General features: G+C 63.4%; 16 protein-coding genes. 6 read left to right on the plus strand and 10 right to left on the minus strand.

What is annotated here, in order from left to right; all coding sequences use genetic code 11:
- Positions 1-212: 212 nt before the first annotated feature.
- Positions 213-1,952: an acyl-CoA dehydrogenase family protein gene (locus IYY11_RS18960; protein WP_196405284.1), complete on the minus strand. Its 1,740-nt coding sequence runs from the start codon at positions 1,950-1,952 to the stop codon at positions 213-215.
- Positions 1,953-2,073: 121 nt separating this feature from the next.
- Between IYY11_RS18960 and IYY11_RS18965 the strand changes: the two genes are divergently transcribed.
- The 5 genes from IYY11_RS18965 to IYY11_RS18985 all read left to right on the plus strand — a co-directional run bounded on the left by IYY11_RS18965 (position 2,074) and on the right by IYY11_RS18985 (position 5,449).
- Positions 2,074-2,634 (plus strand): hypothetical protein, encoded by a 561-nt coding sequence (locus IYY11_RS18965; protein ID WP_196405285.1) that lies wholly within the window; start codon positions 2,074-2,076, stop codon positions 2,632-2,634.
- Between the two features lie 38 nt (positions 2,635-2,672).
- Positions 2,673-2,897 (plus strand): zinc ribbon domain-containing protein, encoded by a 225-nt coding sequence (locus tag IYY11_RS18970; RefSeq protein ID WP_196405286.1) that lies wholly within the window; start codon positions 2,673-2,675, stop codon positions 2,895-2,897.
- On the plus strand, positions 2,894-3,772 hold the full coding sequence (locus tag IYY11_RS18975) for an alpha/beta fold hydrolase (RefSeq protein ID WP_196405287.1): 879 nt from the start codon (positions 2,894-2,896) through the stop codon (positions 3,770-3,772). The genes IYY11_RS18970 and IYY11_RS18975 overlap by 4 nt, the downstream gene beginning before the upstream one ends.
- A 182-nt stretch (positions 3,773-3,954) precedes the next feature.
- A complete protein-coding gene (gene infC / locus IYY11_RS18980) occupies positions 3,955-4,482 on the plus strand; it encodes a translation initiation factor IF-3 (protein ID WP_018408763.1) in 528 nt (175 codons plus the stop codon).
- 55 nt (positions 4,483-4,537) lie between these two features.
- Entirely contained in the window at positions 4,538-5,449 is a 912-nt protein-coding gene (locus IYY11_RS18985; RefSeq protein WP_196405288.1) for a hypothetical protein, read from the plus strand.
- Between the two features lie 33 nt (positions 5,450-5,482).
- On the opposite strand, the gene IYY11_RS18990 is transcribed toward IYY11_RS18985, so the two are convergent.
- From IYY11_RS18990 to IYY11_RS19025, 8 genes are all read right to left on the minus strand, one after another.
- Positions 5,483-6,313 (minus strand): ABC transporter permease, encoded by an 831-nt coding sequence (locus IYY11_RS18990; RefSeq protein ID WP_196405289.1) that lies wholly within the window; start codon positions 6,311-6,313, stop codon positions 5,483-5,485.
- Positions 6,310-7,056, minus strand: coding sequence for an ATP-binding cassette domain-containing protein (locus IYY11_RS18995; protein ID WP_196405290.1), 747 nt, complete (start codon positions 7,054-7,056; stop codon positions 6,310-6,312). Before IYY11_RS18995 ends, IYY11_RS18990 begins: the two co-directional genes overlap by 4 nt.
- A gap of 145 nt (positions 7,057-7,201) precedes the next feature.
- Positions 7,202-8,155, minus strand: coding sequence for a YVTN family beta-propeller repeat protein (locus IYY11_RS19000; RefSeq protein ID WP_196405291.1), 954 nt, complete (start codon positions 8,153-8,155; stop codon positions 7,202-7,204).
- Positions 8,156-8,286: 131 nt separating this feature from the next.
- Positions 8,287-9,474, minus strand: a complete 1,188-nt coding sequence (locus tag IYY11_RS19005; RefSeq protein ID WP_196405292.1) for an ABC transporter substrate-binding protein — start codon at positions 9,472-9,474, stop codon at positions 8,287-8,289.
- Positions 9,475-9,539: 65 nt separating this feature from the next.
- Positions 9,540-9,941 (minus strand): EF-hand domain-containing protein, encoded by a 402-nt coding sequence (locus IYY11_RS19010; RefSeq protein WP_196405293.1) that lies wholly within the window; start codon positions 9,939-9,941, stop codon positions 9,540-9,542.
- A 92-nt stretch (positions 9,942-10,033) separates the two neighbouring features.
- Positions 10,034-12,433 carry a TonB-dependent receptor gene (locus IYY11_RS19015; protein ID WP_196405294.1) on the minus strand — a complete coding sequence of 800 codons (2,400 nt, stop codon included), beginning with the start codon at positions 12,431-12,433 and terminating at the stop codon, positions 10,034-10,036.
- A 34-nt stretch (positions 12,434-12,467) separates the two neighbouring features.
- Complete coding sequence (locus IYY11_RS19020) at positions 12,468-12,716, minus strand: hypothetical protein (protein WP_196405295.1); 249 nt, start codon at positions 12,714-12,716, stop codon at positions 12,468-12,470.
- 37 nt (positions 12,717-12,753) lie between these two features.
- Complete coding sequence (locus tag IYY11_RS19025; protein WP_196405396.1) at positions 12,754-13,482, minus strand: DUF1614 domain-containing protein; 729 nt, start codon at positions 13,480-13,482, stop codon at positions 12,754-12,756.
- A gap of 307 nt (positions 13,483-13,789) precedes the next feature.
- Between IYY11_RS19025 and IYY11_RS19030 the strand changes: the two genes are divergently transcribed.
- Entirely contained in the window at positions 13,790-14,161 is a 372-nt protein-coding gene (locus IYY11_RS19030) for an STAS/SEC14 domain-containing protein (RefSeq protein ID WP_210331424.1), read from the plus strand.
- Here IYY11_RS19030 and IYY11_RS19035 read toward each other — a convergent pair.
- The gene (locus tag IYY11_RS19035; protein ID WP_196405297.1) at positions 14,155-15,486 is read right to left on the minus strand and encodes an ATP-binding protein; all 1,332 of its coding nucleotides are present in this window, start codon (positions 15,484-15,486) and stop codon (positions 14,155-14,157) included. The genes IYY11_RS19030 and IYY11_RS19035 overlap by 7 nt on opposite strands.
- Between the last annotated feature and the right edge of the window lie 70 nt (positions 15,487-15,556).

The following is a 15,556-nucleotide window of genomic DNA, read 5'->3' on the forward strand; positions in this document are numbered from 1 at the left end:
CCCGCTTCGCAAACCGGGTGTTCCCGGTTTGCGCATCGACGCCGAAGTCGGCAACAGCCGACTTCGGATGGGAGAGGGGACCCTAACGATCAGCCTTTCGCGAAACGGAGTTTCTGGCCTTCGGCGAAATGTGGATGACGGGCGCAGCCTGCTCCCTCTCCCGAGAAGCGGGGGAGGGCTGGGGAGGGGGCGTCGCGCGCTGATAGCGAGGTTCACTCCCCAAGCGCCGCATGCGACTCGTTCACCGAAGCGCCGCCGTCGATCACGCTTTTCGCCAATCCAGGCGTGGCGATCACGATATTTTCGGCAAAGAAGCGGGCAAGCGCGGCGTAGCGCGCCGCATGCGCATTGGCTTCGCGCCGCGCGCGTTTCGCGCCCTTGACGAGCAGCGTCGCGCCGCGCGCCAGCGCGAAGAGGCGCAGATAGGGCGTCGCGCCGGCGAGCGCGCCGGCGAGTTCGGCTTTCGGGAGAAACGCGCTCGCCTGCGCCAGCGCTTCGACAGACTCGCGCAACGCCTCGCGCGCGACATCGGCTTCGCTCGCGATGGCGCGCATGTCGTCGATCTCGCGCGCGAGCGCCACGCCGTCGCCGCCGCGGATCTTGCGCGTCACGAGATCGATCGCCTGAATGCCGTTCGTGCCTTCGTAGATGGCGCAGATGCGCGCGTCGCGCATGAGCCGCGCGACGCCGGTCTCCTCGATATAGCCCATGCCGCCGAAAACCTGCACGGCGAGCGACGTCGTCTCATTGGCGATATCGGTCGAAAACGCCTTGGCGACGGGCGTCAGCAGAGAAGCGCGCTCATGCGCCGCCGATGCGCGCGCGGGATCGCTGTCGCGATGCGCGCGATCGATCGCGGCGGCCGTCTCGTAGCAAATCGCCCGCGCCGCCGCCGTTGAACTCGCCATGGTCAGCAGCATGCGCGCGACGTCCGGATGCTCGATGATCGCGCTCGTCTCCTTGGCGCCGGGCGCGCGGCCCTGCTTGCGCTCGCGCGCGTATCCGAGCGCCATTTGCGTCGCGCGTTCGGCGAGCGCCACGCCTTGCAGCCCGACGGAGAGGCGGGCGTTGTTCATCATGGTGAACATGCAGGCGAGGCCCTTGTTCTCCTCGCCGAGGAGATAAGCGACCGCGCCGCCCTCATCGCCATAGATCATGGTGCAGGTCGGCGAGCCATGGATTCCGAGCTTGTGCTCGATGCCGGCGCACCGCACATCGTTGCGCCGCGTGGAGCCGCCCGTTTCGTCGGGCAGGAATTTCGGCGCCAGAAACAGCGATATGCCGCGCGTGCCGGCGGGCGCGTCGGGAAGGCGCGCAAGGACGAGATGCACGATGTTCGGCGCAAGATCGTGCTCGCCATAGGTGATGAAGATCTTCTGGCCGAACAGGCGGTAGGACCCGTCGGGCGCGCGTTCGGCGCGCGTGCGCATCAATCCGAGATCGGAGCCGGCGCCGGGCTCAGTGAGATTCATCGTCGCGGTCCATTCGCCGCTGACGATTCTGCGCAGATAGGTTTCCTTCAGCGCGTCGCTGGCATGCGCCTCCATCGCCTCGATCGCGCCATGGCCGAGCAACGGGCAAACGGCGAACGCCATGTTGGCGGCGTTCCAGATCTCCGTGCAGCCGGCGTTGAGCAGGGCAGGGAGATCCAGCCCGCCATAATCCTCGCCGGCCGCGATGGCGTTCCAGCCGCCATCCTGCCATTGCGCATAGGCTTCACGCCAGCCGGGAGGCGTCGTGACGGCGCCATTGGCGTATGTCGCGCCGATGCGATCGCCGATCTGATCGAGCGGCAGCAGAACCTGTTCGGCGAATTTGGCCGCCTCGGCCAACGTCTGTTCGGCGACGCCGTCGGCGAGATCGCGGTAGACGCCATCGGCCTCGATCGCGCCGTCGCCGGCCGCGAGGCGAAGCGCAAAAACAATGTCGTCGAGCGGCGCGCGATAGGTCATCCGATTTTCTCCAATCCGAATCGTTGCACGGAATCTAGCGCGCCAGCGCGAACGCGCGGGCTATCTCCTCTATGTGCGTCAAAACGCATATTTTCCCTCATGGGTCGGGCATTCGCAGAGTATGGGGAAGAAATGGAGCTTCAATTACGAGGAGCGGGCGGCGACGGCGCGCGCGGCGCACCAGGAAATCGGCCGCACTTTCGCGCGACTCAAGAATCGCAATGACGAGAACGATCCTGCCACGATCGCCTGGAAGGCGGCGATCGCCCGCTTTCGTGACGCACTGCGCCTCGCCTATCCGGGTGATTTCGGAGAGGATATCGAACGACTGAAAGCAGGCGACGCGCGTGGACTCGAGGGCGTGATTCGCTTTCTTGAAGCCGATCCTATGTTTTTTGGCTCTGGCTACGCCAAGGCCGATCTCATTCGTTTCATCAACCGCATGGCGCTGACCGAGCATCAGGCGAAGCGCCTGCGCGCGGTTGCTCTCTCGATCGTCGAGCGGCGCGCGTCGCAGGAATTTCGGCGCTATTGCCGACTGGCCGCAAAGGTCAACCACCCAGGCTTGCGAGAGGAGCTGCGGGTTCGAGCGGCGTGCGGCGATCCCGCCGTCGCACGGCGGGCGGGCTGGATGCTCGCCTATGTCGAATCGCCGCCTTGCGCGCCGCGCGCCGCCCGGTAAAATCGGCGGATCGTCAATTCGGCGGATCCGAGGGACAAATGCCGCTTTTCGCCTATCGCTGCAGTGACTGCGCGCATCAGTTCGAAACTCTGTCGCGTTTCGACGAGACCCCCGAGTGCCCCGCGTGCGGCGGCGCCCATGTCGAGCGCCAGTTGTCGCTCATCGCGCGACCCACCGCTGGCGGCGAGTCTGCGGAGAGCTGCGCCGCGATGGCGGGGGGATCGCCCTGTCCGAGTTGCCCGGCGTTAGCAGGCCAGATGTGACGTCGGCGGCGGCGACTCTGCTCGGAGCGCGTCGCCTGGTTGTTCCGGCCAACGGAATTGAGTTCGAGGTTTTCGAGGCCGGCGCGGGCGATCGGCTCGCGCTGCTCCTGCACGGCTTTCCCCAGCACGCCGTCATGTGGCGTCATCTTGTCGGACCGCTCGCCGCCGCCGGATATCGCGTTTGGGCGGTCAATCAGCGCGGCTATGGCGCCACGACGCGCCCCGTGGAGAAAGACGCCTATTCCCTCGAGGCGCTGACGGCCGACGTCGCGGGATTGATCGACGCCGCCAATCCCGCCTCGGTCTCGCTTGTCGGCCATGACTGGGGCGGTTTCCTCGCCTGGGTCGTCGCCATTCGCAAGCTGCGGAAGATTGACGCTCTCGTCATTCTGAACATTCCGCACCCCCTGTGCTTCCGGCGCGCGCTCGAACAGGAATGGAGACAAAAGCTGAAGTCCGCCTATGCGGCCTTCTTTCAGCTGCCCTGGCTGCCTGAACGGCTGCTGTCCGCGCGGCGCGGCGCGGGCGCCGCGTGGCTGATGGAACGGGCCGCAGGCCGGGACGGCGTTTTTTCGAAAGCGGCGATGGATATCTACCGCGCCAATGTCGCGGCGCCGGGCGCGGCCCGCGCCATGCTCAATTGGTATCGCGCCGCGGGCCGCGACATTCTGGCGGCGGAAGACCTCGAGGCGCCGATAGATGCGCCGACGCTTGTGGTTTGGGGACTTAATGATGCGGCGCTCGGCGAATCCTGTCTTGACGGCACGGAACGCTATGTTCGCCATCTCCGGATCGAGCGGCTGCCAGGCGTGTCGCACTGGACCCCCGAAGACGCGCCGGAAAAAGTTAACGAGCTGATTTTGGGCTTGCTTTAAAATATTCAGCGCTCGAGGACGCAAAAAGCAGCGTGTGGGGGCCAGTAATGGTTGACTTGGCGCGCTGGCATGGGAATCTGTTCAATGGTCCCGGACCCCTGCGTCCGGCGGTCGCTGTTTTGCGCCTTTGGCTCAGCGGCCGGCTTTCGACCAAGAGAAGGAGATGATCCATTCGCCGTCCAATGAAGAGCATCGCAGCCCCCCAGAAGGAAGGGCCGCGCATCAATCGGGAAATTCGCGCGCGAGAAGTGCAGCTAATCGATTCCGAGGGGAAAAATCACGGCGTCATCCAATTGCCGGACGCGCTGGGCATCGCCGAAGCGGCGGGACTCGATCTCGTCGAGATCGCGCCCAATTCCACGCCCCCCGTCTGCAAAATTCTTGATTACGGGCGTTTTCGCTTCGCCGAACAAAAGAAGGCCGCCGAGGCCCGCAAAAAACAGAAAGTCGTCGAGGTTAAGGAGATAAAGCTTCGGCCCGGCATCGACGACCATGATTACGGCGTGAAAATGAAAGCGGTGCGCCGCTTCTTCGAAGAAGGCGACAAGGTTAAGGTCACCCTTCGCTTTCGTGGCCGCGAAATCGCGCATCAGGACATTGGCTATCGGCTTCTGTCCCGCGTGAAGGCTGAGACCGCCACGTTGGCCAAAGTCGAACTCGAACCGTCCATGGAAGGACGGCAGATGGTGATGGTGCTGGCGCCTCGATAGCGCGCGTCTCGCCGCAAGGGCAGGGCCGGGCTGCGGCCGAGGGGTGGCGATCGCTATGTTTAAATCTTGGATTCGCACTCTGACCGCGCGTCGCGCTTGCGTTCTCGGGGCCGCGGCGCTGCTTGCTCTGAGCGTCGCGCCGGCCAGAGCGCAGCTTGTTCTCCCGGGTGCGGTCGCCCCGACTCCCGAAGGGACGGTCGCCAGTCCCGGACAAGCAAAGAAAAGAAGCGTCGGCGGCGAGATGGGAGCGGCCGCGGGGCCGGCCATCATGCCGAAGGCGCCCGCCGAAGACGCGATCGTCGGGAAAATCATCAAACGCGATGGCGAGGGAAGCGCCATTGAATTCTCGCGCGCCGGAGCGGACCTGCAGGTCGCCAAGCTCACGCTCGTCGGGGATGATTTGCGGCGCTCCGGCGAAGCCTGCCGAGTCGAAGTGGCCGGAACGCCGTTGAAGCTCACGGCCCGCCAGAGCGAGACCGGATTGCGGCGCTATCAGATCTCATTTCCAGCCTGCGCTTTCACGTTCGACGTTCTCGACGGCGCGATTCTCGTCACCAACGAGGGCAAGGCTTGTGAACTGAAGGACGCGGGTTGCCGCGCCGATCCCGAGGGTCTCTGGGGGATGAGCGCGGATGAAATCGACCCCAAGAAGGGGGAAGAGATGCTCGGCGCCCGCGCGCGCGTCGAGAAGACGGTGCGAAGCACGTTCCGCGCGCTTTACGATCAGTACAAGAAGGAAAAAGCCATCCGCGACTTCATTGTGAAGGAGCAGGCGGGCTTCTCCTCCTGGCGCGAGGAAGTGTGCCGGTCCTATGCGCGCGAGCCGGATTTCGGCTATTGCGCCTTGATACTGACGGAAGCCCGCGCCATCGCGCTCGGCGCGCAGCTCGCCACTGGCGTCAAACTGCCGCCTGGGGTCGCCGAAGAGGTCGCGGCGGAGAACACGAAGAAGGACGCGAAGAAATAGTCGCGGCGCCGACGTCGCCAGACTAATCGTCGTTCAACCGCCCCTGCGCATCAACATGCCGCGCCCTGGATCATAAGCGAGGATTGCCGCGACCAGGAACGCGCTGGTGTAGGCGAAGACAATCGCGAGCGAGGTCCACGCGACTTTTTCATAAAAGGCGAAGCGGATCAGTTCGACCGCATGCGTGAACGGATTGACCTCGCACACATAATAGAGCCAGGGGCTCGACTCCTTCACGCGCCACAGCGGGTAGAGCGCGGAAGACGCGAAGAACATCGGAAAAATCACGAAATTCATCACCCCGGCGAAGTTTTCGAGCTGCTTGATCAGCGACGACAGCAGCATGCCGAGCGCGCCGAGCATCAGGCCGCTGAGCGCGAGCGCCGGCAGCAGGGTGAGATAGCCCCATGTCGTTGGCGGCTCGATCTCCCAGAAATAGGCGATCACCAGGAAGGCGTAGACCTGCAGTATCGAGACGGCGACGCCCGCCAGAAGTTTGGAGCCGAGCAGAAACCAGCGCGGAAAGGGCGAGACGAGCAGCGTGCGCATACTGCCCATTTCGCGGTCGTAGACCATCGAGAGCGAGGACTGCATGCCGTTGAACAGCTGGATCATCGCCATCAGGCCCGGCGCGATATAGACCTCGTAGAGAACGTAAGTTTCGTAGGGCGGGATGATCGAAACGCCGAGCACCTGCCGGAAGCCCGCCGCGAAAATGAAGAGCCAGACGAGCGGGCGCACCAGCGCCGAGACGAAGCGTTCGCGCTGATGCAGAAAGCGTAAGGCTTCGCGCCAGACGACGCCCGAGAGGCAGATGAAATATTGGCGAAGGGTGAAGCCTCTCGGCGCAGCAATTTCGCTCATGCCAAAAGCTTCTCCTGACCGATCCCGGCGATGCGCGCGAAAGCGTCGCCAATATTCGCCGCGCCTTGCGCCGCGACGATCTCCCGCGCCCGGTCGGTCGCGAGCACCTTGCCCTGATGCAGAATGACGACCTGATCATCGTCGGCGATCTCGTCGACAAGATGCGTGGTCCACAAAACGCCGAGATTCTTTTCCCGCACCAGCTCGCGAACAAGCGCGAGGAGATCGGCGCGCGCCTTGATGTCGAGCCCGACCGTCGGCTCGTCGAGAAGCAGCAGCCGCGGATCATGCAGCAGCGCGCGGGCAATTTCGACGCGGCGCATCTGTCCGCCCGACAACGCGCGCGCCTTGTCCTTGGCGCGGTCTGCAAGGCCCGCGCGCGCCAGCGCCGCCTGTCCGAGGCGGCGCGCGTCGATCGGGCCGACGCCATGCAGGGCTGCGTGGTAAAGGAGATTCTGCATCACGCTGAGTTCGAGATCGAGCGTGCGCGCCTGAAAGACGACGCCAAGCTGGCGTAGCGCCGCGCCCGGCTCGCGCATGACGTTATGGCCGAAGATCTCGATCTCGCCGTGGCGCGCGGCGTAGAGCCGCGTGATCAGCGAGAACAGCGTGCTTTTGCCCGCGCCGTTTAATCCAAGCAGCGCCGTGAAGCTGCCGGCCGGGACGGAAAAGCTGACGTCGTCGAGCGCCTTGCGCGCGCCATAGGAATGGCTGACGTTTCTGATCGCGAGCGCGTCGGTCATTGCGGCGCTCCGACAGGATTGTCATTCCCGGCATTCGCGACGCGAATGACCGGGAATCCAGAGCCACGGCCAACAGCGCCGATCGCGGCTCTGGATTCCCGATCGCGCTCCGCGCATCGGGAATGACATTCGTGAAGACCCACACTCATTGGGGGGCCACGACGACGCCCCAGGGGAAGGCGCCGACCGGGATCGACTTCACCACTTTGAGCGATGCGACGTCGATCACCGAGACGTCGTTGGAGACGCCATTGGCGGTGAGCAGATATTTTTCGTCGGGCGTGAAAGCGAGGTGCCAGACGCGCTGACCGACGAACAGATATTTTTCGATTCTTTTCGTCTGCGCGTCGATCACCGCGACGCGATTGGCTGGCCCCAACGCGACGAAGGCGCGTTTTCCGTCACGCGTGAATGAAATGCCGATCGGCTGGATCGCCTCTTTCGACATCGCCGGAATGTCGAAGGCGATCTTCTGCTTCAACTCGCGTTTCACGGGATCGATGATCGCGACGGTGCCCCCGACTTCCGATGAAACCCACAGCTCCGAACCGTCCTTCTTGAACTCGGCGAAACGCGGCCGCGCGTCGACGAGAATATTCGCGACGATCTGTTTCGACTGCGTGTCGATCAGATGCGCCATATTGGTCGTTTCCGAGGTGTTGACGAGCAGTTTGCCGTCGGGACTGATGGCCATGCCCTCGGGTTCGACGCCGACGGGAATGTCGCCGATCATCTCTTTCTTCTTCACGTCGATCAGCGTGACGAGATTGTCGTTTTCGTTCGAGACATAAATCACGTCGCCATCGGGACTGAGCGCCAGAAGCTCGGGATCCGGGCCCGAGGGCAGCTTGCCGGTGATTTTTAGCGTCTTCGTGTCGAGCACTTGAATGGCGTCGTCGTCGCCGGCGCAGATATAGAGTTCGGAGCCGTCCTTGTTGAGCGCAATGCCGCGCGGGCGTCGGCCGACCTTCACGGTCGCTGTCGCTTCCAGCTTCTCCGTATCGAGGACGGTGATGGAATTGCCCTTCTCGTTGCTGACGTACGCCTTGTAGGCGTGGGCGGGCGTGATCAAAGTTGCGAGCAGCGCCGCGACCCACAATCCCCTCCCTGTCCCTCCCCCGCTTCGCGGGAGAGGGGACGCTAACGATCGGCGTTTCGCGAAAAGGAGCGAGAGGCCGAATCTGCTCCCTCTCCCGCGGCAGCGGGGGAGGGGTGGGGAGGGGGCGTTCTTCACTTCAATTTGCATTTCGACTCCGGCTGATCGACTCCAAGCGTGTCGAGTTCGCTCGTTTGATGGAGAAAACCTTCCTGCGGCGAAACCGAGACGATCATCCGTCCGTCGGAAAGCAGGATCGGCTGGCGCAACTGCTGGTTCCAGGGCCTCAGCGTCAGCCGCACGCCTTTGAACGCGGCGATCGAGAAGTCGTCGCCGAGCAGGTAGAGGCGGAGCTTCTCGGGGTCGTTCGACCCGGTGCGCGTTGCGGCTTCGCCAACCATCCGCATGGCGAGCCACGCTGCATTGTCTCGCGCATTCATCAGGCGCCTGAACGTCTTGGTGAAGCGGTTTTGCAACTGTAGCGCGCCCCATTGCTCGTGGGAGGGGTCCCAGCTTGTCGGCATTAGGCCGCCTGACCCTGCCACCGGACGCGGGTCCCAGGTGCGGTAGGGAAGATAGCCGCCAAAGACGTCGCTCTCGTCCGCGGCGACCAGCACGTCATAGGCGGGCGCGTTCTGCGTTAGGACCGGGATCTGCCGCTGGGTCTGCACGGAGCCGGAATCGCTGCGGCGTCCGCCGCCGGTGTCTTCATAGACGCGTTCCTCGACGATCTTCGCGCCAAATTTCTTGGCGCTGTTGCGGAAGGCTTGCGCCAAAAATTCGTCTTTCGGATGCGAGCCCTTGATGAGGAGCCAGCGGCGCCATTGCTTCCAGATGAGATATTGCGCGAGACCATCAGCGAGCATCGACCGCGTCGGCGCGACATGGATGACATTGGCGCGGCAGTCCGCCTCGCGAAGCCTGTCATCCGTCGCGGAGATATTAAAAAGCACGGCGCCTTTCGACTTCGCGCGCTCGGAAGCGGCAAGCAGACGTTCGGCCGAAAGATCGGCGATGATGAACAGCGCGCCCTTGTCCAGGAGCGCGTCGAGGGCCGCCACGACGTCATCGCCGTCATCGCCGTCCTCGAGCCTGGCGTCGATCGCCTCGAACGTCTGGTTGGTGAATTTGCCTGTGGTGTTGTTGTCGGCCGCGCCCATCAGCGCCCCCGCGAGCGTATCGTCGGCGGCCGGAATATCGAGAATGGAGAGGGTTTCTCGGGCGTGCGTTTCCCGCAAGACGCCGACTTTGACGTTGACCGTTTCAGCCGCGACCGGCGCGGCGAAAAGCATGAAACAGAAGGCGGCGACCAAGCTTTTCATATTGCCTAGATGGCCGCTTTGGCGCGCAGGATCAAGTTCTTCAGAGCCCGCGCGCCTTCCTCGATTCACCGTGTCACGCGCAGCAGCGCCTTACCCTTCTTGGATGCGAGCTCCTTGGCGTCGAGCGTGCCGTCATTGTCGGGATCCGCATCCTTGAACATGACGGACACCATCGTCAGAAATTCGTCCTTGGACAGTGTGCCGTCATTGTCAGGATCGGCCGTCTTGAAAGCTTTCTTCGAGACGCGTCCCTTCATCTCTTTGAGGTCGACCGTTCCGTCAGCGTCCTTCTCGAGACTCGCAAAGAGATCAGTCGCAGACTTATTGATTTCCTTGAGATCGACAGTTCCGTCATCGTCGGTGTCGAGCGCGGCGACGGGGGCGGTCGCCTTGGCGAGCGCGGGCGTCGCCGGCTGCGCTGTGACGCCAGCAAGCGCGAGCGCGCCAAATATCAATGCTTTCTTCATGTGCGACTCCTTTTGGGTAAGGCCATCGCACGCAATATAGCGCGGGCGCCGCCGAGCCGGCTAGCGGCCCGCGACATTCCTGCTCTCTGGCGTCAGTAGGTGATCTTCACGCCCCCATAGACGCCGAGCGGCGGCCCGATCGAGACCATGCGCGGATTGTTGAAGGCGAGGAAGGAGATGTCATTCGTGTCGAAAAACGTGCCGAAGCTGCGCGCGCGGGTGTTGGTGGCATTTTCGAGCAGGCCGTAGACCTGGATGTTCGGGCCAAGCTGATAGGATGTGCGAAAATTGAGAATGCCGTATGACGGCAGCCTTCCGGCGAGGTTGATTTCGTCGCCGCGAATATACGGACCGGACGAATATTGAAAGTCGGCGCCGACTTTCCACAGCGGGGTCACGGCGAAATCAATCCCGGTCTTGAAGCGGTGACGCGGCACTGATGTCAGATTTGCGCCAGGCGTCACCAGGATGGAGCCGCCGGTTCCATAAATCCCGGTCAGCGGATTATCGGGCGCGCCGAGCACGATCGTCGAGCGGAACGTCGCATCCGTGTGCGTGTAGTTCAAAAAGGCGTTCACCCTTTCGGTCGTGTAGCGGAACGACGATTCGACGCCTTGGCGTAGAGTCGTGCCGGCATTGGTGAAATAGCCGCGGCCGTTGATCGAACTCGGCACGCTCAGAATGTCATTGAAGCTATAGGTGCGGAAGACGCCAAGGCTCCAGTTGAGATTGCCGGGCAGCGCATCGGCATAGGCGGGCAGGACCGTCGGAACGGCAATATCCCCCCGAAAGCCCGCTTCGATCGTTTGCGCCTCCACCTGCTTCAGCGGCGGATCAGCGACGAGGAAGTTGTCGATCAGACAGGGTCGGTTGGGATCGGCGCAGCCGAGTTCGAGCGGCGTTGGCGCGCGGTTCGCCTCGGAGTAGCTGGCGTAGGCGGAGACGTTCGGCAGTATTTTGTAGGTCAGGCCCGCGACGGGATTGATGCGGGTGAAGACGCCATTGCCGTTCAGCGTCGTTCCTCTCATGTCGTAGAGCGCGATGTTGGCGCGGTTGAAGCGCGCGCCCGCTGTGACCTTTAGATCGTCGGTAACATCCAGCGAGTCGAGCGCATAGACGCCGAGATAATCGTTCGCCGCGCGCACAGAGACGCTGGAGATGCCGGTCGCCTGCTCTTCGACAATGTAGCCGAACCCCCCGACGACGAGATTGGGCTGAATGATGCCCAGTTCCTCATTGGCGGAGAAGGCGGTCCAGCCATGATCGTAGCTGACGCCAAAGGTGATCTTGTTGTGGAAGCCGAAATAGACATCGTCGTTCGTGGCCTGCACCGTGCCGCCGATGGTGCGCGAGCGCGTCCAAGTTCTATCGATCGCCCCCAGAGCGACCTGCCCGTTGAAAAAATTGGGGATGTTTGTGTCGCCGGCGTCGCTCTCGCAGAGCGACTCGTCGGCTTCACATTCGAACTCCGTCGTATTGCCGTCGACCCTCGCCTGATCGAAGGCGCGGTAATGCATGTCGCCAAAGAGCTTCCAGGTCGGCGTCGCCTGAAACACGCCATTGATGTCGAACATCGAGAGCGTGTTCTTGATCGTCTGCGGCGTCGTGAAGACCGCGCTTTCGTCGAGGTTGGTGAGATCGACCGGCGCCGGCCCTGAAACGCCGAACTTATTATTGGCGAGCGTCACATTGGCGTGGATCTCGCCGCTCTCGCCGCGGTAGCCGACATCGCCATAGAAGCGCTTGATGTGCGCGCCGGAAAACTGGCGGTAGCCGTCGTCGCCTAAGGCCTCCATCGCCATGTAGGTGGCGAACGGCCCAGAGATGAGGCCGTGCTGCATCGATGCTTGGCGACGGCCGCGGCTGCCGAAACGACCGTCGAGCTCGAACCCCTGCCAAGTGAAGCCGTTTTTCATGTCGAGCGTAACGGCGCCGCCGATGGCGTTGAGGCCGAACAGCGGGTTGCCGGTGACGAGCGTGAAGCGATCGATCGCCACGCTCGGGATCATGTCCCAATAGACGTTGTCGCCCCAGGCTTCGTTGATGCGAATGCCGTTCTGATAGACGGCGAGGCCTTGCGGCGTTCCCGCGATGGGCGAGGCGACGAAACCGCGGAAATCGACTTCGGGCAGGAAGGGGCCGCCCGCCACGTCGTTGACGGTGACGCCGGGCGCCTGACGAAGCAGGTTGTCCGTGAGGCTAAACGCGCGCGTATTCTGCAGCTCGTTGCCGGTGATCGTGTAGGTCGCGGCTGGAACAGCGTAACGCACGATGGGAGACGCCGGCGGTGCGGGCGTCGCTGGCGCTGACGTCACCGACGCTCTCCCTGACGGCGCGCGTTGGGTCGAGGGCGTCGTCTGAACTGGCGGACGCGCGGTCGAACGCAGCGGCGCGCCTCCTACCTCGATCGTCGGCAGCGCCTGCTGCGCGCGGGCCGTTGTGGCGATGGAGGCGCAAAGCGCGATCAGCGAAACCTGTTTGACGTAGCGCATGAGAGACCCGGAATTCGAACCGTGTTTGAACGAGTTATATCGACGCGGCGCGCGGCCGGTAGGGGCCAGAGACGACAAACCGGCAATATTTCCCGTCTGTTGCACGACGGCTACACTTCTGAAAAATAACGGAAATCTGCGGATACATTCCCGTATAATTCGGGAAGATATCCCGACACGCGCGACGAGGGCGAATGGCCGTGCGCTCCAGCGTCAACAGCCGAATGCGGGCGGGATAAATGTGTGTGTCCGCCGCAAAATTGCCGTCGAGCGCGTCGAACACGTTGGCTCGCAGGCCCCTATCGGCTCGCGCAGATCGGTTAAGTCGTCGCCGAAACGCCAGTGGTTTTCCGCCGCAAGGGCAGGCTCGCGATCAGCACCGCAAGAATTCCCGTGATGAAAATGCCGTCGAACGTTCCTGCGCCGCCAAAGGAGACGATCGGCGTCCCGATGCCCTCTATCTTATCAAGATTGAGCAAATCGGCGCCGATGAGCGTGCCGAGACTGCCGCTGACATAGGCGACCGGCGCGGCGCAATCGCGCGACAACAGAATCGCGAGCGCCGCAGACAGTAACGGCGGCGCCAGGATCGGCACGCTAATGCCGGCGCCGGGCACAATCCGCGCAAAGTAATGGACGACCACGGCGACGATCGCTGTCGCTAACGCCGCCACGATCCAGATGCGATTGCGGGCGAGCAGATAGATCGAAAGCAACAGTGGAATAACGGCGCCGCCGACATTGACGGCCAATATCATTCCTGGCCAGTCGACGACTTCTGGAACGACATAGCGCCCGCCAAAATCGTCGATCATTTCTTGAGGAACGAGGCGTTCTTGCGTGAAATGCGCAACCGGAATGTTCACGTAACTTCCCAGAAGCGATGCGAATAGGAGGAGCGTCGCATATTTGGAGCTCAGGCCGATGCGGCCGAACGCATAGCGAAGCACGCCAAACTGGATCAGCAGGAACAGCGCGATGAGCGCGCCCGTGAAGATCGCGTAGAGGATGGGCGGCAGAGGGAGGTAATCGACATGCTGGGAGTACACGCGCGACCCCATGGATGCGGTGCGTCGACCGTTAAGGCTCATATAGGGGCGACGCGACGCCGGTCGAGTTGAGTCTCAGTTAGGCGAAGGGCCAGGCCGAAGCGAGACGGCGCGCGCCCTTAGCTTGACCCTCACGGGAGCCCGGCGGCGTTTGGCCGAAGCGGATGATCGCCCGATCTAAATTTTGGCGATTGTCTTCAAATTCATGGTGGACAGCACAATTACGCGATTGTCGGGCGTTCGCGATACGGCCCAAAAGCAGAGTCCTGCGCGAAGCCGCATCTTGCGCGGCGAAGATTTGAGGAGAATGCCGGTGAGCGAGCAGCTCTCGAACTTTCCCGCGCACGTCGTTGCGATCGTCTGCAAGGGACGCGTGACGAAAGCCGATTATGACGCCGTTCTGGTTCCGGCGGTTCGAGATGCGCTCGAGAAACATGACAAGGTCAGGATCTATTACGAAATCGCGCCTGACTTTTCGGGCTTTGATCCGGGCGCGATGTGGGAGGACTTTAAGGTTGGCATGGAGCATCTGACGCGCTGGGAACGGGTCGCGCTCGTCACGGACGTTGAGTGGATCAAGCACACGATGCAGTTTTTCAGCTTCATGATGCCCGGCGACATGAAGGCGTTTCCGACCTCGCACGCCGATCAGGCGCGCGATTGGATTGTCGCTCAGTGACGCGCCGCTCCGCCCTCGCGCATCGGCAGCGACGCGGTTAGCCGCGCGCCGCCCTTTGCGTCGTTCGCAAGCGTGAGTGCGCCGCCGAGCGCGCCGACTCGTTCGCTCATACCGCGCAAGCCGAGACCGCTCGAAGACGGGGAGCGCGCTGCGTCGAGGCCGGCCCCATTATCCCGCACGACGACATGCAATGCGCCCTTCGACCGTTTGACGGCGACCTCGACCCGATTGGCCCCCGAATGCTTTAGCGCATTGGCGAGCGCTTCCTGCACGATGCGATAGGCGGTGAGCGCGGTCGCCTCTTCGATGTCCCCGGAGGCGCCGTCCAGCGACAGCGCGATGGCGACCTTCGGATTGGCGTCACGCCAGCCTTGCGCCAGAGCCTGTAAGGCGTCGCCTAGCCCCATCTCCTCGAGGGCGGCGGGACGCAGCCGGCCCAGAATGCGCCTGTTGACCTGTTGCAGAGCGGCGATCTGCGCGTCGATGCGAGCGCAATCTTCGCCCAGACGCGCCGGCTCGACCCCAGGGGCGGCTGCCCGGCGCGCCAATGCGCCGACGCCGGCGCGCACGGTGAACAGAAAAGGGCCGATCTCGTCATGCAGGTCGCGCGCGATGTCTTTGCGCTCTTCGTCCTGCACATGGATCATGCGCCGCACGAGCCTGCGATTTTCTTCGTCGAGCCGTTGCAGCGTCGCCGCCAGCGCGTTGATCCGTTCGGCGATGATGACGAACTCCGGAGAGCCATCGGCGGGAACGCGCATCGAATGTTCGCCGTGCTCGAGACGCTGCAATCCTTCCGCGAGCGTCGCGACCGGTCGCAGCGTTCGCGACACGGCAAGCGAGACGAGCGCAAAGGCGGCGACGGCGATTCCCGCGCCGCCGATCGCGAGCCAAACGATCTCCTGCCAGATTTCAGCGATCTCATCCGCGGGATTGGGCGCGATGATGATCGCGGACCCCCGGCCGGTTTCGATTCGGCTCACAGCGGCGTTCGGCAGCACGAGCCGGGTGAACCACTGCGGCGCGCGGTCGACGTCCTCCCGAGCAGGCGTCTCCTCTCCAGCGAGCGTGACGCGAACATGGCGCAGCCGCCGCGCGTCGGCGAGAAGTCGCGCGATCTCCGCCTGCGGGTCTGGCGCCGCGTCAAGTCGCGTTAGCGTCGCTTCTACGAGTTCGCGCGCAAGGCGCGTCGCGCCGTCGGCTTCGGCGCGAACGCGCGCGCCCGCATGCAATACGAGCAGGCCGACGCCGAGCGCCAGTCCCAGCGCGAGCACGACGCCGAGCAGCAGCGACAGGCGAAGGCGCAGGGAGAGCCTTCGAAGCATGGGCCAATTCTCTAGAGAAGCGTGCGACTTTACGATAGGCCCCAATGCCTGCAATGTTTTGCCGCCTGCC

Source organism: Methylocystis sp. H62, assembly GCF_015709515.1.
Taxonomy (GTDB): domain Bacteria; phylum Pseudomonadota; class Alphaproteobacteria; order Rhizobiales; family Beijerinckiaceae; genus Methylocystis.

Excerpts from the sequence above, each read along its gene's own strand:
- IYY11_RS18960 (WP_196405284.1), bottom strand. The coding sequence starts at position 1,952 with ATGACCTATCGCGCGCCGCTCGACGACATTGTTTTTGCGCTTCGCCTC.
- IYY11_RS18965 (WP_196405285.1), top strand. The coding sequence starts at position 2,074 with ATGGGGAAGAAATGGAGCTTCAATTACGAGGAGCGGGCGGCGACGGCG.
- IYY11_RS18970 (WP_196405286.1), top strand. The coding sequence starts at position 2,673 with ATGCCGCTTTTCGCCTATCGCTGCAGTGACTGCGCGCATCAGTTCGAA.
- infC (WP_018408763.1), top strand. The coding sequence starts at position 3,955 with ATGAAGAGCATCGCAGCCCCCCAGAAGGAAGGGCCGCGCATCAATCGG.
- IYY11_RS18985 (WP_196405288.1), top strand. The coding sequence starts at position 4,538 with ATGTTTAAATCTTGGATTCGCACTCTGACCGCGCGTCGCGCTTGCGTT.
- IYY11_RS18990 (WP_196405289.1), bottom strand. The coding sequence starts at position 6,313 with ATGAGCGAAATTGCTGCGCCGAGAGGCTTCACCCTTCGCCAATATTTC.
- IYY11_RS18995 (WP_196405290.1), bottom strand. The coding sequence starts at position 7,056 with ATGACCGACGCGCTCGCGATCAGAAACGTCAGCCATTCCTATGGCGCG.
- IYY11_RS19005 (WP_196405292.1), bottom strand. The coding sequence starts at position 9,474 with ATGAAAAGCTTGGTCGCCGCCTTCTGTTTCATGCTTTTCGCCGCGCCG.
- IYY11_RS19010 (WP_196405293.1), bottom strand. The coding sequence starts at position 9,941 with ATGAAGAAAGCATTGATATTTGGCGCGCTCGCGCTTGCTGGCGTCACA.
- IYY11_RS19015 (WP_196405294.1), bottom strand. The coding sequence starts at position 12,433 with ATGCGCTACGTCAAACAGGTTTCGCTGATCGCGCTTTGCGCCTCCATC.
- IYY11_RS19030 (WP_210331424.1), top strand. The coding sequence starts at position 13,790 with ATGCCGGTGAGCGAGCAGCTCTCGAACTTTCCCGCGCACGTCGTTGCG.
- IYY11_RS19035 (WP_196405297.1), bottom strand. The coding sequence starts at position 15,486 with ATGCTTCGAAGGCTCTCCCTGCGCCTTCGCCTGTCGCTGCTGCTCGGC.